Here is a 16385-nt window from a genome sequence, read left to right as displayed (position 1 = left end):
GACATCCCGGACTCGGTGATCGGGTTCCTGCGCGGCGAACTCGGCACCCCACCCGGGGGCTGGCCCGAACCCTTCCGCACCCGCGCGCTGGAAGGCCGTGGACCGGCCAAACCCGAAACCCCGCTGACCCCGACCGACGAGGCCGGGCTCGCGGGAACCTCCGAACAGCGTCGCGCCACGTTGAACCGTTTGCTGTTCCCCGGCCCGACTTCGGAATTCCTGGCGCATCAGGAGAAGTACGGCAACACGATGGGGCTCTCGGCCAACCAGTTCTTCTACGGCCTGCGCCGTGGCGAGGAACACCGGGTGCAGTTGGAGAAGGGCGTGACCCTGCTCATCGGTCTCGAGGCGATCTCCGAGCCCGACGAGCGCGGGATGCGCACGGTCATGTGCATCATGAACGGGCAGTTGCGTCCGGTCGCGGTGCGTGATCGTTCCATCTCCAGCGAAGTCCCGGCCGCGGAGAAGGCCGACAAGACCAACCCGAAACATGTCGCCGCCCCGTTCGCGGGTGTGGTCACCCTGTCGGTCTCCGAAGGCGACGCCATCAGCACCGGCGACACCATCGCCACCATCGAGGCCATGAAGATGGAAGCCGCGATCACCGCGCCGCGCTCGGGCACGGTCACCCGCGTGGCGATCGGCAAGGTCCAGCAGGTCGAAGGCGGCGACCTGCTCATCGAGGTGTCGGTACCGGAGTCCGCGAGCGAATGACACGGATCGTCGCCGGTTCGGCGGGCGGGCGGCGCCTGCGGGTGCCGCCCTCGGGTACCCGGCCCACCTCCGACCGGGTGCGCGAGGCGCTTTTCAGCGCACTCGACGCCAGGATCGATTTCGACGGGGTTCGGGTGCTCGACCTGTACGCGGGGTCGGGTGCGCTCGGACTGGAGGCGCTCTCGCGCGGGGCGGCGCTGGCGCTGTTGGTCGAATCCGATCGCAGAGCCGCCACGATCGTGCGCGGCAATATCGCCGACCTCGGCCTGCCGGGCGCGGAACTGCGGGTGGGCACCGTCGCCGCCGTTCTCGAACAGGGCGGTGCCGGCCTGTTCGATCTGGTGCTGTCGGATCCGCCCTACGACGTGGACATCGCGGCCGTCGTCGCCGATCTCGTCGCGCTGGCCGCTCGAGGGTGGCTGGCGGCGGGCGCGCTGGTCGTCGTCGAACGTTCGGTCCGTTCGCCCGAAATAGCGTGGCCCGCCGGGTATATCGCCGCGAAGCCGCGCAAATACGGCGAAACGCGGATCGAACTCGCGGAATACGATCCGGTGGACTGAGCCGCACCGAATCTGTCGGTACCGGGGGCTACCGTGTGCGCGTGAACCGCACGGATCGGTTGTACGCCATCGTCGAAGAACTCAGGGCCGTCGCGCCGCGGCTGCGCACCGCGCGGGAACTGGCGCAGCGGTACGAGGTGAGTATCCGCACCATCGAACGGGATATCACCGCACTCCAGCAGGCCGGTATTCCGGTCTACGCCGATGTCGGCAGGCGCGGCGGCTACGCGCTGGACAAGACCATGTCGCTGCCGCCGCTCAATTTCACCCCGGCCGAGGCCGTCGCCCTCGCGGTGGCACTGGACAACAGCCGTGCCACGCCGTTCGCCGACGCCGGGCGCAGCGCGCTGCGCAAGATCCTCGCCGTGATGCGGGAAACCGACGCCGAGGCCGCGCGTGATCTTGTGGCGTGTGTGCGGCGCGTGGAACGGCCCGACCAGCCACCCGCCGAGCAGATTCCGGCCGTGATCGAGCGCGCCATCGAGATCGGGCGGGTGTTGCGCATCGACTACACCGACAGATTCGAAGCGCACAGCGCGCGCGAGGTCGAACCGATGGCGTTCGTCGACGGCGTCAACGGCTGGTACCTGGTGGCCTGGTGCCGATTGCGCGACAACTCGCGGTGTTTCCGCCTCGATCGGATCCGCGCGGTGACGATGACGGACGCGCCGTTCCCACGCCGCCTCCTCGACCCCACCGCCGCCGCGCCGCCCGACCGCGTGGTGCGCGCGGTCGGCTTCTGAATCGGTGGAATCGGCTCGGAAACACCGACATAGGGTTGTCGCCGGGGCGGGAGATCGTGAACGGGCACGTCAGCATCCACATATCCACACTCCAGGAGGAGCGAGATGACACAGCCCGCGGAGAACACGGTCGCCTGGTTCCAGATCGGCAGCGACAAGCCCGCCGAGGTGGGCAAGTTCTACGGCGATCTGTTCGGGTGGAATTTCACCCCGGATCCGAACACCGACGGATACGACCTCATCACCTACCCCGGCGGCCAGGGACCGAGCGGCGGGATCATGCATTCCGCCGACGCGAGCGCCAATCACGCCACCTTCGTCGTTCTGGTCCGCGATGTCGCGGCCACGGTCGCCGCCGCCGAGGGATACGGCGGCAAGGTCCTGGTCCCGCCGACCACCGCGAAGGACGGACTCGTCTTCGCCCACATCCTCGACCCGTCCGGCAACAACTTCGGCGTTTTCACCCCCGGCTCGTAACGCACGACCCGCGCGGCTATCGGGCGGCGTACACGACAGCGACGTCGTGTCCCGCCCGTCTCGGCGTCGGCGACCCGTCGTCCTCGGAAGTGGCGGGCGCGCGGGCGGCCTCGCGGCTGCTACGGTCGGCCCATGGCTGGAGCACTGTGCCCCGGATCCTTCGATCCGGTGACCAACGGACATATCGACGTATTCGCCAGGGCGTCGGCACAATTCGACGAGGTCGTGGTGACCGTCATGATCAATCCCAAGAAACAGGGGATGTTCACCGTCGAGGAGCGGATGGAGATGTTGCGCGAGGCGACATCGGATCTGCCCAACCTGCGGGTGGAGTCCTGGCAGGGCCTGCTCGTGGATTTCGCGCGGGAGCAGGGTATCGGCGCCATCATCAAGGGCCTGCGCGACGCGGGTGATTTCGGCTACGAACTGCAGATGGCGCAGATGAACAAGAAGCTGTCCGGGGTGGACACCTTCTTCATCGCCACCAACCCCTCGTTCAGCTATCTGTCCAGTTCCCTTGTCAAAGAGGTCGCGTCCTACGGCGGCGATGTCACCGACATGCTGCCGCCGCTGGTGCACAAGCGGCTACTGGCACGGCTGGCGGAACGGAACAAGGGATAGGTGCCCGGACACGGATCCGCCCCGGCTCCCGATCACGGAGCCGGGGCGGATCTGTCGGTTCGAGCGGTCGCAGTAGCGGCGTTCAGAAGACAAGGCCGCGCAGAGCGAGGAAGCGCATACCGCCGACCGCTGCGGTGATGGCGAGTACGGCGGCCGCCTGCATGCTGTCGCCGAGGCCGGGCGCCCACACTTCCAGGGCGGCGAGTCCCGCGGTGGAGATGCCGAGTCCGACCAGTGCCAGACCGCCGCCCTCCCACTGCGCGGTGAACCAGCCGACGCGACCGGCCGCGTGGAAGGTGAGCTGACGGTGCAGTTCGTTGGCGATGACGGTGCTCACGACCGAACCCGCCACGTTCGCGATCAGCGGACCGACGCCGTGCATGGCGAAGAACAGCAGGACGTAGGTGATATTGCTCGATCCCCCGACCGCCGCGAATCGGATCAGCTGGGCGAAGGCCCGATCACCGCGCAGGTATCCGGCGATCCGACCGATGCGACGCGTCACCGGCGCCGTGTCCAGGACCGTGTTCGGCCCCACCCACGGCGTGTACATGCCTGCGGGCAACATCGGTGTCCGCGGTACTTCCAGAACGGTCATGGTCTATCCGATCCACACTCTGCCTTCGATTGGAACAACGGCGATGGTCATCGCTTCCTTCCCACCACCGGGTGTTCCGTTCGTCGTGCGCACGTCAAGGATCCAATGCGAACGCGAACTGGTCAATCGGTATAGGGGAAGGGTTGTTCCGACCGTCGGCCTCCTCTCAGTCCCACGGTTCCGGTCGGGGCCTGTACTTCTCTTATGAAGATCTTGTCGGGATCTCCCTCGGTAAAAATGTAACACGAAGCGGAGAGGTGGTCTCCACTTGATTTTGTGTGGTCTGCGAGACACTGGCGGTGACACGCCGGAAAGTGACTCGGCACGGGCCGTGATGAGGGGCACACTGGGCTCGGCGGAATGTTTCGCCCGAAGGCCTGTACGAGAGCGGGGTAGTCAGCATGTATCGCGTATTCGAAGCGCTGGACGAGTTGGTGGCCATCGTCGAGGAGGCGCGTGGCATACCGCCGACCCGGAGTTGCATCGTGCCGCGAGGTGATGTGCTGGAGTTGCTCGACGACGTGCGCGACGCGCTACCGGGTGAGTTGGACGACGCCCAGGACGTCCTCGATCATCGCGACAAGATCGTCACCGACGCCCGCAACGCGGCCGAATCCACGGTCACCGGCGCCAACGAGCAGGCCGAGCGGACCATCGGTTCGGCCCGCGAGGAAGCCGACCGGATGCTGGCCGATGCCAAGGCGCACGCCGATCGCATGGTCGCCGAGGCGAGCGCGCACGCCGATCACCTGGTCGAGTCCGCCCAGATCGAGGCCGATCGCGTGGTCGCGGAAGGCAATGCCGAATTCGAGGCCGTCACCGGGCGGGCGGGCGCCGAGGCCGATCGCATGATCGAGGCCGGTAAGGCCTCCTTCGAGCGCTCCGTGGCCGAGGGCAAGGCCGAACAGGCCAGGCTGGTCGCCCAGACCGAGGTGGTGCGAGCCGCCCACGCGGAATCGGCGCGCCTCATCGACGGCGCCCAGGAGGAGGCGGACCGGATGCGCGACGAATGCGACCACTACGTCGACTCGACGCTGGCCGATCTGGAGGAGACGCTCAGCACGACGCTGCGCACGGTGGGCCGGGGTCGGCACCAGTTGCGTTCCGGCACCGGCTCACCCGACTACGCGGGCGATTTCCGCCGGTAGTCGGCCCTGGGCCGTTTTGATTCGCTCGGGTCACCTCGCGTATTGTCGAGTGGTTGCCCAGACCCCTTCGATCGTGAGTGAGTTCGTGATGCCCGCCGGTTCCGGTTCCACATCGCGTTCGCACGCGGCCCAGCGCCGCGAGCCGGACGCGGCATTCGTGCTGGATGTGCGCAGCCTCGGTCGGCGGCCCGGCACCATGAAAGAACTCCGGAGGACGGCGGTCGCCGCCGATCGGCTGGGACTGGAGATGATCGCGGTGCCCGAGGGCGCCGAGGTCGAACTCGACCTGCGTCTGCAGGCGGTCTCGGAGGGCGTGCTCGTCACCGGAACGGTCACCGCGCCGACGGCGGGGGAGTGCTCGCGTTGCCTGGAACCGTTCACGGATTCGCAGGAGCTCTACCTCACCGAACTGTTCGCCTACCCGGACAGCGCCACCGAGCAGACCACCGAGGACGACGAGGTCTATCGCCTGGTCGACGACACCGTCGATCTCGAGCCGGTGATCATCGACCAGCTCGGTCTGGAACTGCCGTTGCAGCCGCTGTGCACGCCGGATTGCGCCGGGCTCTGCCCGGAATGCGGTGTCAGGATGGCGATTGCGGGTTCCGATCACGGGCATGAGATACTTGACCCTCGCTGGGCCGGGCTGGCGAAATTCGCCCCCGAATCGTCCGGCAGCGCCGGCCCCGATACGGGCGCGGCCGAGCCGGACCATCAGTAGCAACACCAGTCAGCCGCCGTGGCGAACACCGCCATGGCATGCACACAGGACAGAGGAGAAGTAGTCGTGGCCGTTCCCAAGCGCCGGATGTCCCGTTCCAACACCAGGTCGCGGCGCAGCCAGTGGAAGGCCACCGCGCCGACCCTGATCACCTGCCCGAACCGCGCCTGCGGTGAGAAGACCCTGCCGCATATCGCGTGCCCGTCCTGCGGCACGTACAAGGGCCGTCAGGTCACCTCCGCTGTCTGACGGTTCGATCATTCGTATCGACGTGGCCGTCAGCGAGGACGAAGCCGGTTCGACCGGTGAACACGCGAGCCTGCTCGAGGCACTCGGTGTCGAGGTGGGGCCGGATCTCCTGCGGCTCGCCCTCACCCACCGTTCCTACGCCTACGAGAACGGCGGATTGCCGACCAACGAGCGCCTGGAATTCCTGGGCGACTCGGTGCTCGGCCTGAGCATCACCGAGCGGCTCTATCACGAGCACCCGCACAAGTCCGAGGGTGAACTGGCGAAGTTGCGTGCCAGCGTGGTCAACATGCACGCGTTGGCCGAGGTGGCCCGGGGTCTCGGCGAAGGCGGTCTCGGTGTGCACCTGCTGCTCGGCAAGGGCGAGGAGCTCACCGGAGGCCGGGACAAGCCGAGCATCCTCGCCGACGGCATGGAATCGCTGCTCGGCGCCGTGCATCTCGAGCACGGTATCGGCGTGGCGCGCGAAGTGGTGCTGCGCCTGTTCGCCGATCTGCTCGAACGCGGACCGCGGATGGGCGCGGGCCTGGACTGGAAGACCAGCCTGCAGGAGCTCACCGCCGAACGCGGTATCGGCGTGCCCAGCTACGAGATCACCTCGACGGGCCCCGATCACGACAAGGAATTCACGGCGACGACGGTGATCGGCGGTGCCTACTACGGGCAGGGCGTCGGCCGGTCGAAGAAGGAAGCCGAGCAGAAGGCGGCGGGCGCCGCCTATCGGGCGCTGACCGCAGACGCCTGACGTGCCAGAACTTCCCGAGGTCGAGGTGGTGCGGCGCGGACTCGCCGCACATGTGGTCGGCCGCACCGTGGAATCGGTGACGGTGACCCATCCCCGGTCGGTACGTCGCCACCTCGAAGGCGCCGCGGATCTCGCGGCCAGGCTGACCGGGCTGCGCGTGGAATCCGCGCGACGTCGCGGCAAATATCTCTGGCTCACCTTCGACGAACCCGATACCGCGCTGGTCGTGCACCTGGGTATGAGCGGGCAGATGCTGGTGCAGCCCGCCGTCGCGCCGGTGGAGAAGCACGCGCATATCCGCGCGGCCCTGCACGACGGCGCCGAACTGCGTTTCGTCGATCAGCGCACCTTCGGTGGCTGGGCGCTCGCCCCGCTGGTCGAGGTGGGTGGATCGCTGCTGCCGGAACCGGTCGCCCATATCGCGCGCGATCCCCTCGATCCGCTGTTCGACCAGGAGGCGGCCGTCGCCGCGCTGCGTGCCAAGAACACCGAGATCAAGCGGGTGCTGCTGGATCAGACCGTGATCTCGGGGGTGGGAAACATCTACGCCGACGAGTCGCTGTGGCGCGCTCGCATCCACGGCAATCGTCCGGCCTCCGCGCTGACGCGCCCCGCCTTGCGCACTCTGCTCACCGAGGTCGGCGCCGTGATGGGCGACGCGCTGGAGGCGGGCGGCACCTCCTTCGACGCGCTCTACGTCAACGTCAACGGGCAATCCGGCTATTTCGAGCGCTCACTGGCCGTATACGGCCGCGAGGACGAACCGTGCCGCCGCTGCGGCGCCCCGATCGTGCGCGAGCGATTCATGAACCGGTCTTCCTACTCCTGCCCGCGCTGCCAGCGCAAGCCTCACCACCGCTGAGCCGAGCGAGCTACCGTTTCCTCAGGCGGTCGGGATATCGGTCCGGTCGTTGGAGGAAGGATTTATGCGCAAGCTCACGTATTACGTCGCATCCACGATCGACGGATTCATCGCCACCGAGGACGGAGCGGTCGACTTCTTCCCGGTCGGGGGCGACCACGGTCCGGCGATCACCGCGCAGTATCCCGAGACGCTGCCGACCAAGGTGCGCGAGGCGCGCGGGATCGACAAACGCAACGCCAGCTTCGACACGGTGCTGATGGGTCGCAAGACGCACGATTTCGGCGTGCGTACCGGCACCTCGAGTCCGTACGCCCATCTGCGGCAGTTCGTGGTGTCCACGACGTTGCCGGAGAATCCCGATCCCGCGGTCGAGCTGATCGCACGGGATCCACTGGCGACGGTACGCGAACTCAAGCGGGAGCCGGGGCTCGGAATCTGGCTGTGCGGCGGCGGGGAGCTGGCGCAGGCGCTGCTGCCGGAAATCGATCAGATCTACCTCAAGCTGTATCCGATCGTGCTCGGGCACGGTAAGCCGCTGTTCGGTGTGGGGACCAGGCTGCCGGACATCACCCGGTACCGGGTGATCACCAGCCGGGTCTTCGAGGACGGGGTGGCCTTCATCAAGTACAGCAAGATTCGATAGTCGCGGTGGCCGGACCGGAGTCGTCGGCCACACCGAGCCCGGCCGCGGCGCCGGGCGCGGTGGAAGCGCTGCGTGAAATCGGTTTCTGGCTCGAACGCGCACGCGCGCAGACACACCGGGTGAAGGCGTATCGGCGGGCCGCCGATATCGTCGCCGGTCTGTCCACCGACGATCGGGAGACGCACCGGGCCGCGCACAGCTGGCAGGAGATCGCGGGGATCGGGCCCAAGACCGCCGCGGTCATCGAGCAGGCGTATTCCGGTGCGGTGCCCGCCTACTTGACCGAACTGCGCGATGCCGCGACTCCCATCGGTGTCGAGGGCCGATCGATGCGCGCCGCGCTGCGCGGTGATCTGCACACCCATTCGGACTGGTCCGACGGCGGCAGCCCGATCGAGGAGATGATGGGCGTCGCCGCCGCGCTCGGGCACGAATACTGCGCGCTGACCGATCATTCGCCCCGGCTCACGGTGGCCAACGGCCTGTCGGCGGATCGGCTGCGCCGCCAATTGGATGTGATCGCCGAACTGAGGGAGCGGGTCGCGCCGTTCCGGATACTGACCGGGATCGAGGTCGACATCCTCGACGACGGCACCCTGGATCAGCGCGCGGATCTGCTGGCCGAACTCGACATCGTGGTGGCGAGTGTGCATTCGCACCTGCGGGCCGATGCCGCGGTGATGACCAAGCGAATGGTCTACGCGGTCGCGAACCCGAATGTCGACGTGCTGGGGCATTGCACGGGACGCCTGGTCGAGGGCGGTCGCGGGACGCGGCCGGAATCGAGTTTCGACGCCGAAGTGGTGTTCGAGGCGTGCAGGCAGTACGGCACCGCCGTCGAGGTCAACTGCCGCCCGGAACGCCGCGATCCGCCGTCGCGGCTCATTCGGCTCGCCGTCGAGATGGGGTGCTTGTTCGCCATCGACACCGACGCGCACGCGCCGGGGCAATTGGACTGGCAGGGTTACGGCTGTGAGCGCGCGCTGGCCAATGGCATCGCACCCGATCGGGTGATCAACACCTGGCCGGTGGAGCGACTGATCGCCTGGACGCGCGCCGACGCCGGTTGACCGGACGTGAACAGTCGCCGAACACTGACACCGCCACCGGGTGGGTCGCCGAATCCGCTCGAAAATGGTTGGCACGCGGGGGTAGTCGAGTTCGCGTGGCAATAATTTCGGGGGAGGGAACCGTCGGTGGGAGATTTTCCGGTCGACACGATACTGGCGCTGATCGGTATCGTGATACCGGTCGCCGCGTTCCTGTGGGAGTTCGTGATCGGCGGACGCCGCAGGCTCGGCTATCGCGTGCAGATGGACACGCCGGTCACCGGTGAGGTCGAAGCGGTATTTCCCGGGGTGCTGACGCAGCTGCGCCGGGATGCCGGTGCGCATATGCGCGACCTGTCGATCGTGCTGGTGCGGATCGAGAACAGCGGAACCTCGACGATCGAGGCCGCCGACTATCTGGCCCCGGTCGCCCGGGTCGGATTGCACCTGCGCTTTCCGCAGCGACGGGTGGTCGGCATGGCGGTGACCGAACTCAGCGATCAGGATCTGGCCGACTCCCTCGGCCCCAATTCCGGTATCGGCGTCCGAGAGGACACCGGCGGCCACATCGGCGTGATCGACCTGCCCAAGGTGCCGTTGAATCGCGGCGATCACTACAAGGTGCTCGCGATTCTGCAACGTTCGGAGGGCAGCGGCGAATATCCCGATCCGGTTCTGCTCGGCGGGATCAGGCGCGGGCGCGTCACCGAGACCAGGAGCCGTACCGGGGTGTCGCGGGTGATGCTGGCGCTGATGGCCTTCCTGGTGCTGGTGATCGTGGTGCAGTTCGTCGTCACACTGGTCGAGCCGCGGCCCGATCCGCTCGACTGCGCGTCGGGAAAACTGACCGTCGTCGGTTCCTCCGCTTTCGAGCCGGTGATCCGCGACGCCGCCGCCCAGTACGGGAAGCGTTGCACCGGGGCCGAATTCGTCTTCGATTTCGCCGGTACCGAACGCGGACTGGACCGCGTGACCGAGGCTGGCCCCGACCCGTCGCTGATCACCATCAGCGACGGCGCCAAGGGACCCGGCTATCCGGCGCTGCTCGCGCGCCCGCTCGCGCTGTCGATGTTCACCGTGATCGTGCACGAGGATCTCGGCGTCACCGATCTGAGCGCGAAGCAGATCGACGACCTGTTCCAGGGCAGGATCACCAGGTGGAATCAGATCGGCGGACCGGACCTGCCTGTGGTGCTGGTGGATCGCACACCCGGCTCGGGCACCCGCACGCTGTTCGAGCGCAGGATGCTCGGCGGCGGCCGGACCGAACGTCCGCACCAGAGCTGTACGGCGATCAAGGACACCGCGGGCACCTACTGCGACGTCCCGGTGACGAAGGATATGCACAAGGCCGTCGCCGAGATCCCCGGCGCCATCGGCTACAGCGAACTCGCCGAGGCCCGCAAGGCCGATATGCGGATCGTCACCGTCGACGGGGTTGCCGCCGACCGGCAGCGGGCCATCGACCGCTCGTATCCGTTCTGGGGCGTCGAGTACGCCTACAGCAACGGTGACCTGCCCGGCGACTCCCTGGCGGCGAGTTTCCTGCACTACCTGACCGCCGATATCGGGGCCGAGGTGCTGCGCGCACACGGGAACGAGCCGTGCGACAGCGCGCTGATCGAACCGGGACGTTGCGATCCGAACCGCTGAATCGGGCGTTCACGGCCGATGTCGTCGTCCGCGCACCGGTGGCCGCGCCGATCTGTCGGTGGTGTCGGAGAAGATTCATTCATGACGGAACTTTCGCTGCGTGCGCTGAACCGGACCCTGCTGGTGCGTCAGATGTTGGCCGAGCGGTCCCCGATCGGTCCGCTCGAGCTGGTCCGGCACGTGGTCGCCGTGCAGGGGCAGGAACCGAACTGGCCGTATGTCGGATTGTGGTCGCGGCTGGCGGATTTCGACCACGACGAGCTGGCGACGCTGCTGCGCGAGCGGAAGCTGGTGCGCTCCACCATGATCCGTCGCACCGTGCACCTGGCCACCGCGCAGGATTTCCGCTGGCTGCGCCCGACGGTGCGCCCGATCGTGCACGCGGCGCTGCGCGCACCGTATTTCCGTGACGAGATCGACGGTATCGACCACGACGAACTCGCCGCCGTCGGACGCGAGATTCTCGCGGGGAAGACGTTGAGCCGTAGCGATTTCGGGAAGCTGCTCGCCGAGCGTTTTCCCGATCGACTGCCCCGCAGACTCGCGGAATCGGTGGAGATGCTGGTACCGATGGCGCACGGTCCCGAGACCGGCGAGTGGGGCAGGTGGCGCAATCGCTACGTGACGATGAGCCTGGCCGACGAATGGATCGGTGACCCGATGGGCACCGAGCCAGACCCCGAGCAGTTGATCCTGCGCTACCTGGCCGCCTACGGCCCGGCGACCGTCGCCGATATGCAGGCGTGGGCGGGTGTCACCAGGCTGGCCGAGGTGATCGACGATATGCGCGACCGCCTGCGCGTCTTCACCGACGACAAGCACAAGGTGCTGTTCGACGTCCAGGACGCGCCACTGGCCGATCCGGACCTGCCCGTGCCGGTCCGTTTCCTGCCCGCCTTCGACAATGCCCTGCTCGGCCACAAGGACCGCCGCCGGATGATCAGCGAGGAGGACCGCGCGCGCACCGCCGCGGAGGCGTCCGCGGGGGTGCCCGTGTACCTGGTCGACGGTTTCGTCCACGGCCGGTGGGCGCTGGACGGCGCCACCGTCCGCGTCATCCCCTGGCATCCGCTCACCCCCGGTGACGAGGAGGCGGTGCGCGCCGAGGCGGCCTCCCTGCTGGGTTTCGTCGCCCCCGGCGAGGAGGGAAAAGTGGTCGTGACGGACCACAGCGGTGGCGCGGCAACCGTGACCGAAATCTGACGCTCCGGCGCGGGTACTCCCGCATCCCGGCACGACCGGGCACGATCGGGGTATGACACGAGACCGGCGAGTGGTGATGGGCGCGGTACACCGGCCGGAATCGCGCCGGTGAGCGGCATGAGAGTCCTGCTGACCGGCGCGGCCGGATTCATCGGATCGCACGTCTACCGCGCGCTGACCGGCGCGGGACACGAGGTGGTCCCGATCGATCTCATGGTGCCCGCCGCGCACGGCCCCGACGCGACAGCGCCACCGGGTGTGGCGCGAATCGACGTGCGCGACGGCGCGGCGTTGGACGGCGTACTGCACGGAATCGACGTGGTCTGCCACCAGGCCGCGGTGGTCGGCGCGGGCGTGAGCGCGCAGGACGCGCCCGCCTATGCCAGTCACAACGATGTCGGCACCGCCGTGCTGTGCGCCGCCATGGACCGGGCGGGCTGTCGCAGGCTCGTGCTGGCGTCGTCCATGGTGGTCTACGGCGAGGGGCGCTATTTCGGTCAGCGGTGCGGCCGAGTCGAGGTCGCCTCTCGTCGACCGGAGGATCTCGCGGCCGGAATCTTCGAATACCGTGGCCCCGACGGCGAATCGCTGACCTGGGACACCGTCGACGAGGACGCGCCGCTGCGGCCGAGAAGTCTGTACGCGGCGAGCAAACTCGCGCAGGAGAACTACGCGGCCGCGTGGGCCGCCGCTACCGGATCGACGGTCGCGGCCCTGCGCTACCACAATGTCTTCGGTCCAGATATGCCCAGGGACACACCGTATTCCGGGGTGGCGGCGATCTTCCGCTCCGCGCTCGAGGTCGGGCAGCCGCCACGGGTTTTCGAGGACGGTGGGCAGATGCGGGATTTCGTGCACGTCGCCGATATCGCGGCCGCGAATCTGGCCGCCGTCGAACGGCCGTTGCCCGGCTTCCAGGCGCTCAATATCTCCTCCGGACGCCCGATCTCGATTCTCGAGGTCGCCGCGACCCTGGCCGTGGCACGCGGCGGACCGGAACCGGTGGTCACCGGCGGCTACCGGGCCGGGGATGTGCGCCATATCGTCGCCGATCCGGGAAGGGCCGCGCGCGCACTGGGTTTCGTCGCGACCGTGGATCCGCTCGACGGTCTGGCCCGCTTCGCCTTCGAGCCGCTGCGTGAAAGCGCGGGAGTCTGCGCGCCGAGCGTGTGAGATTCGGTGCGTGTGGATTCAGTTCTTCGACAGCGGTAATCGCACTTCGAAACGGCTGCCCTTGTCGCGGTTGACGACGGTGATGTCGCCGTGGTGCGCCTGGACGAGTCCGGCGGCGATGGCCAGGCCCATACCGCTGCCCGCGGGAACCCCGTCGGCCGCGACCGGGGAACGCGCGGCGGTGCCGCGGTAGGCGACGTCGAAGATGCGGGGCAGGTCGGCTTCCGAGATGCCGGGGCCGGTGTCGTCGACGCGCGCCCACGCCTGGCCGTCGGTGGTGCCCGCCGACAGCGACACCTCGCCGCCGGGCGGGGTGTGGGCGATGGCGTTGGAGACCAGGTTGGTGAGTACTCGGCCGAGGGCCTGGTCGCTGGCGGTCACCATGATCCGGTGCTCGGGCTGCTCGGCGCGCAGGGTGATGCGGGCGCGTTCGGCGGTGGTCCGGTTGGCCGCGAGCACCTCGTCGATCAGTTCGCGCAGGTCCACCGGTTCCAACTCCAGTCGCAGCGCGCCCGCGTTGATCTTCGACATCTCGAACAGGTCGTCGACCATTCTGGACAGCCGGTCGGTCTCGCACCCGATCTGCGCGGCGTACCCCGCGACATCGTCGCGACCGCTCACGACACCGTCGGCGAGGGCCTCGGCCATCGCCCTGATCCCGGCGAGCGGCGTGCGCAGATCGTGGCTGACCCAGGCGACCAGTTCGCGCCGGGATTTCTCGGCCGCGCGCTCCTGATCCCTGATCTGCTTCTCCCACACCGTTTTGCGCGCCTGCTCACGCCCGAGCAGAATCGCCGCGGGCACGGTGACGGCGGCGACGACCGCCAGAACCACGGCGGTGCGCTGCAATTCGTGGGTGAACATCAGACCGCTCACGCCGATGATGCCCGCCAAGGTCGCCAGCGTCGGGATCAGGACGAGCACGGCCATGCTGACCGTCAGCGATCGATTGCTGTTGGCGCGCAGTATCAGCGCGCCGATCAGCACCACCGGCACCGAACAGGCGAGCGAGAACGCGATCAGCGCGACGGTGTCCTCAGGCATGGTTTCCTCCGGAATCGGTACGTCCCCAGGCGTAGCCGCGCCCCCAGACGGTGTCGATGCGGTGCCGGTCGCCGAGTTTGGCGCGCAACCGTTTGATGTGCACGGTGACGGTGGACAGATCGCCGAAATCCCAACCCCACACCCGCGCGAGCAGTTCCTCCCGGCTGAAGACCTCGCCGGGATGTCGGAGCAGGAAGACCAGCAGGTCGAGTTCGCGCGGGGTCAGATCGACGGGTTCGCCGTCGACCAGTGTCAGGCGCGCGGCGGGACGCACTTCGATGGGGCCGTCGCGCAGCACCTGGTGGCCGTTCTCGCGGACCGGTTGCGCGCGCCGCAGGACCGAGGCCACCCGCAGCGCCAACTCACGGGGGCTGAACGGTTTGGTGACGTAGTCGTCCGCGCCCGCCTCCAGTCCGAGAACCCGGTCGTCCTCGTCGCCGAGTGCGGTGAGCAGGATGATCGGGGTGTCCGGGCGCGGACCGGACCGGATGGCCCGGCAGATCTCGATCCCGTCCGGCGCGGGCATCATCACGTCGAGTACCGCCAGTTCCACCGCGTCGCCCTCCTCGGCCAGCGCGGCCGTCGTCGTCGCGCCGTCGACGGTTTCGCGCACGGTGTGGCCGTCGCGTTCGAGGTAGCGCCGGACCACGTCCCGGACGACGGGATCGTCGTCGGCGATGAGAATGCACATGGTGTCACCAATTCGTCAGGACCAGATGGACGAGCGTGAGCGTGCCCGCCGCCTGGATCGCGAGCCAGACCCTGGCGTGGGACCGGGGCAGCAAAGCTGTCGCGGCGAGCAGCCACACATCGAACGGTAACCAGATCCGCTCGGTTTCGGCTTTGCTGAGTCCGCTGATGTCCGCGGCGATGATCGCGCACAGCGCGGCGACGACCAGCAGCGCCGCCGGGTCGAGTGCCCGCAGCGTGCGCGGGGCCAGAGCGCGGGCCAGGCCCGCCGCGGTGGCGAGTCCGACCGCGCACAGGGTGGCGGCGAGGTTGCCCCACCAGTAGTACGAGTAGGGACGTTCGGTGGCGATGCCCTGGTAGTAGCGTTCGATCACCAGGTGATAGCCGTCGAACCAGCAGAATCCCGAGGCGGTGAACACCGCGACCACCGCCGCCGCGCCCGCCGCCGCGGGGAGCAGCGGGCGTGCGGTGCGTCCGGCGATCAATACCGCCACCGCGGGAAAGGCCATCAGCACCAGGCCGTAGTTGAGGTAGATCCCGAGTCCGAACAACACACCGGCGGACGCCGCGATCAGCGGTCGACCCCCGCGCTGTGGAGCGGTGATCACGGATTCGGCGGTACGGCGTTCGAAGCGGCCACGACCGGTGTGGTGTGAGACGGCGGATTCGGCGGCCGATATTTCTCCGGCCGGGGTGCGCGCCGCGCGGTGACGGGTCGCGATCGCGAGCAGGGCGACGGCCCACGCGGTGACACCGGCGAACATCGCGTCGGCGGAGACGGCGATCCAGATCGCGGCGGGCGCCAGCGCCAGGTACGGCAGCGCGGTGCGCGCGCGTTCCTCGGCGCCCAGGGCCCGCAGCGTCACCGCGACCGCCACCACGGTGCTCGTGCCGATCAGGAGGCAGGCCGTCGCCGCCCAGGTCCCGCCGCCGAGACCGATCCGGTCCAGGGCGACGAAGAACAGCAGCGCGGCGGGCGGATGCCCGGAGACGTGCGTGGTCCACGAATCCGGCTGGAAATCGAGGATGCGGTCCGAGAAACCACGCAGCGCGGCGGGAATGTCGGTGATGCCCGGCACCTCGTGCAGGTATTCGTGACCGTCGGTGAGGTGGTCGGTGAAGCCGCGCCGCCATCCGTCGACCATGGCGAGTGCGAAGGCCCAGGCCAGCGCGGTGAGCCAGGCCGTAGCCAGCAGCCGCTGCCACGGGAGTCGTGCCGCCAGGTCCGGTCCCCGGAGGATCACCAGACAGGCCACGATGACGGCGGGTCCCGTACCCCAGCCGATATGCGGTAGCCAGTTCCCGAAGATCGGCGCCGAGCCCGCGTACAGCGTGGCTCGCCACTGTTCGCTGTGGATTCGCGGAACGATGAAGGCCGCGGCGACCAATGTGGCGGCGATCCCCGCGGCGGTGATCTCGCCCCGCCACCGGAATCTCGGCTGTTGCGCGGATTCCTGCTCGATGGCGTCTTCGACGTCGTGCACGGCTC

Annotated in this window: 19 protein-coding genes; 15 read left to right on the top strand and 4 right to left on the bottom strand. The window is 68.4% G+C overall.

The genetic code is table 11. The annotated features are described in order from the left end of the window. The 5 genes from DAT37_RS37570 to coaD form a co-directional block, all read left to right on the top strand. On the top strand, positions 1-714 hold a 714-nt coding region (locus tag DAT37_RS37570), incomplete at its 5' end, for a biotin/lipoyl-containing protein (protein ID WP_332873386.1). Beyond that, entirely contained in the window at positions 711-1274 is a 564-nt protein-coding gene (gene rsmD / locus DAT37_RS37565; RefSeq protein ID WP_109529684.1) for a 16S rRNA (guanine(966)-N(2))-methyltransferase RsmD, read from the top strand. The genes DAT37_RS37570 and rsmD, both read left to right, overlap by 4 nt. Positions 1275-1315: 41 nt before the next feature. Then, a complete protein-coding gene (locus DAT37_RS37560; RefSeq protein WP_109529716.1) occupies positions 1316-2017 on the top strand; it encodes a helix-turn-helix transcriptional regulator in 702 nt (233 codons plus the stop codon). A 105-nt stretch (positions 2018-2122) separates the two neighbouring features. Next, positions 2123-2494 carry a VOC family protein gene (locus DAT37_RS37555; protein WP_109529683.1) on the top strand — a complete coding sequence of 124 codons (372 nt, stop codon included), beginning with the start codon at positions 2123-2125 and terminating at the stop codon, positions 2492-2494. 132 nt (positions 2495-2626) lie between these two features. Beyond that, positions 2627-3115 carry a pantetheine-phosphate adenylyltransferase gene (coaD, locus tag DAT37_RS37550; RefSeq protein WP_109529682.1) on the top strand — a complete coding sequence of 163 codons (489 nt, stop codon included), beginning with the start codon at positions 2627-2629 and terminating at the stop codon, positions 3113-3115. Between the two features lie 82 nt (positions 3116-3197). Here the strand turns inward: coaD and DAT37_RS37545 are convergent, their stop codons facing one another. Further along, positions 3198-3713: a GtrA family protein gene (locus DAT37_RS37545; protein WP_109529681.1), complete on the bottom strand. Its 516-nt coding sequence runs from the start codon at positions 3711-3713 to the stop codon at positions 3198-3200. Between the two features lie 401 nt (positions 3714-4114). Between DAT37_RS37545 and DAT37_RS37540 the strand changes: the two genes are divergently transcribed. The 10 genes from DAT37_RS37540 to DAT37_RS37495 all read left to right on the top strand — a co-directional run bounded on the left by DAT37_RS37540 (position 4115) and on the right by DAT37_RS37495 (position 13162). After that, positions 4115-4861: a DivIVA domain-containing protein gene (locus DAT37_RS37540; protein ID WP_109529680.1), complete on the top strand. Its 747-nt coding sequence runs from the start codon at positions 4115-4117 to the stop codon at positions 4859-4861. An 88-nt stretch (positions 4862-4949) separates the two neighbouring features. Further along, positions 4950-5582, top strand: coding sequence for a YceD family protein (locus tag DAT37_RS37535; protein ID WP_109529715.1), 633 nt, complete (start codon positions 4950-4952; stop codon positions 5580-5582). A 66-nt stretch (positions 5583-5648) separates the two neighbouring features. Next, positions 5649-5831: a 50S ribosomal protein L32 gene (gene rpmF / locus DAT37_RS37530; protein WP_109529679.1), complete on the top strand. Its 183-nt coding sequence runs from the start codon at positions 5649-5651 to the stop codon at positions 5829-5831. A 22-nt stretch (positions 5832-5853) separates the two neighbouring features. Then, on the top strand, positions 5854-6576 hold the full coding sequence (gene rnc / locus DAT37_RS37525) for a ribonuclease III (protein WP_109529678.1): 723 nt from the start codon (positions 5854-5856) through the stop codon (positions 6574-6576). 1 nt (position 6577) lies between these two features. Further along, positions 6578-7438 (top strand): bifunctional DNA-formamidopyrimidine glycosylase/DNA-(apurinic or apyrimidinic site) lyase, encoded by an 861-nt coding sequence (gene mutM / locus DAT37_RS37520; RefSeq protein WP_109529677.1) that lies wholly within the window; start codon positions 6578-6580, stop codon positions 7436-7438. A gap of 64 nt (positions 7439-7502) precedes the next feature. Then, positions 7503-8084, top strand: coding sequence for a dihydrofolate reductase family protein (locus DAT37_RS37515; protein ID WP_109529676.1), 582 nt, complete (start codon positions 7503-7505; stop codon positions 8082-8084). 5 nt (positions 8085-8089) lie between these two features. After that, complete coding sequence (locus DAT37_RS37510; RefSeq protein ID WP_109529675.1) at positions 8090-9154, top strand: PHP domain-containing protein; 1065 nt, start codon at positions 8090-8092, stop codon at positions 9152-9154. Positions 9155-9280: 126 nt separating this feature from the next. Further along, positions 9281-10786 (top strand): PstS family phosphate ABC transporter substrate-binding protein, encoded by a 1506-nt coding sequence (locus DAT37_RS37505; protein ID WP_198654633.1) that lies wholly within the window; start codon positions 9281-9283, stop codon positions 10784-10786. Between the two features lie 81 nt (positions 10787-10867). After that, the gene (locus DAT37_RS37500; protein ID WP_109529674.1) at positions 10868-11989 is read left to right on the top strand and encodes a winged helix DNA-binding domain-containing protein; all 1122 of its coding nucleotides are present in this window, start codon (positions 10868-10870) and stop codon (positions 11987-11989) included. A 108-nt stretch (positions 11990-12097) separates the two neighbouring features. Continuing rightward, positions 12098-13162: an NAD-dependent epimerase/dehydratase family protein gene (locus DAT37_RS37495; protein WP_109529673.1), complete on the top strand. Its 1065-nt coding sequence runs from the start codon at positions 12098-12100 to the stop codon at positions 13160-13162. A gap of 18 nt (positions 13163-13180) precedes the next feature. On the opposite strand, the gene DAT37_RS37490 is transcribed toward DAT37_RS37495, so the two are convergent. Genes DAT37_RS37490 through DAT37_RS37480 form a run of 3 tightly spaced genes read right to left on the bottom strand, consistent with a single transcriptional unit; the run spans position 13181 to position 16380 of the window. After that, positions 13181-14206, bottom strand: coding sequence for a sensor histidine kinase (locus tag DAT37_RS37490; protein WP_109529672.1), 1026 nt, complete (start codon positions 14204-14206; stop codon positions 13181-13183). Then, a complete protein-coding gene (locus DAT37_RS37485; RefSeq protein WP_109529671.1) occupies positions 14199-14897 on the bottom strand; it encodes a response regulator transcription factor in 699 nt (232 codons plus the stop codon). The genes DAT37_RS37490 and DAT37_RS37485 overlap by 8 nt, the downstream gene beginning before the upstream one ends. A gap of 4 nt (positions 14898-14901) precedes the next feature. Beyond that, complete coding sequence (locus tag DAT37_RS37480) at positions 14902-16380, bottom strand: hypothetical protein (RefSeq protein WP_232840238.1); 1479 nt, start codon at positions 16378-16380, stop codon at positions 14902-14904. Positions 16381-16385: the final 5 nt, after the last annotated feature.

This window comes from Nocardia aurea (genome assembly GCF_003123685.1).
Lineage (GTDB): Bacteria > Actinomycetota > Actinomycetes > Mycobacteriales > Mycobacteriaceae > Nocardia > Nocardia aurea.
Note: the sequence above shows the minus strand (reverse complement) of the source record. Positions and strands in the feature narration are given on the sequence as shown.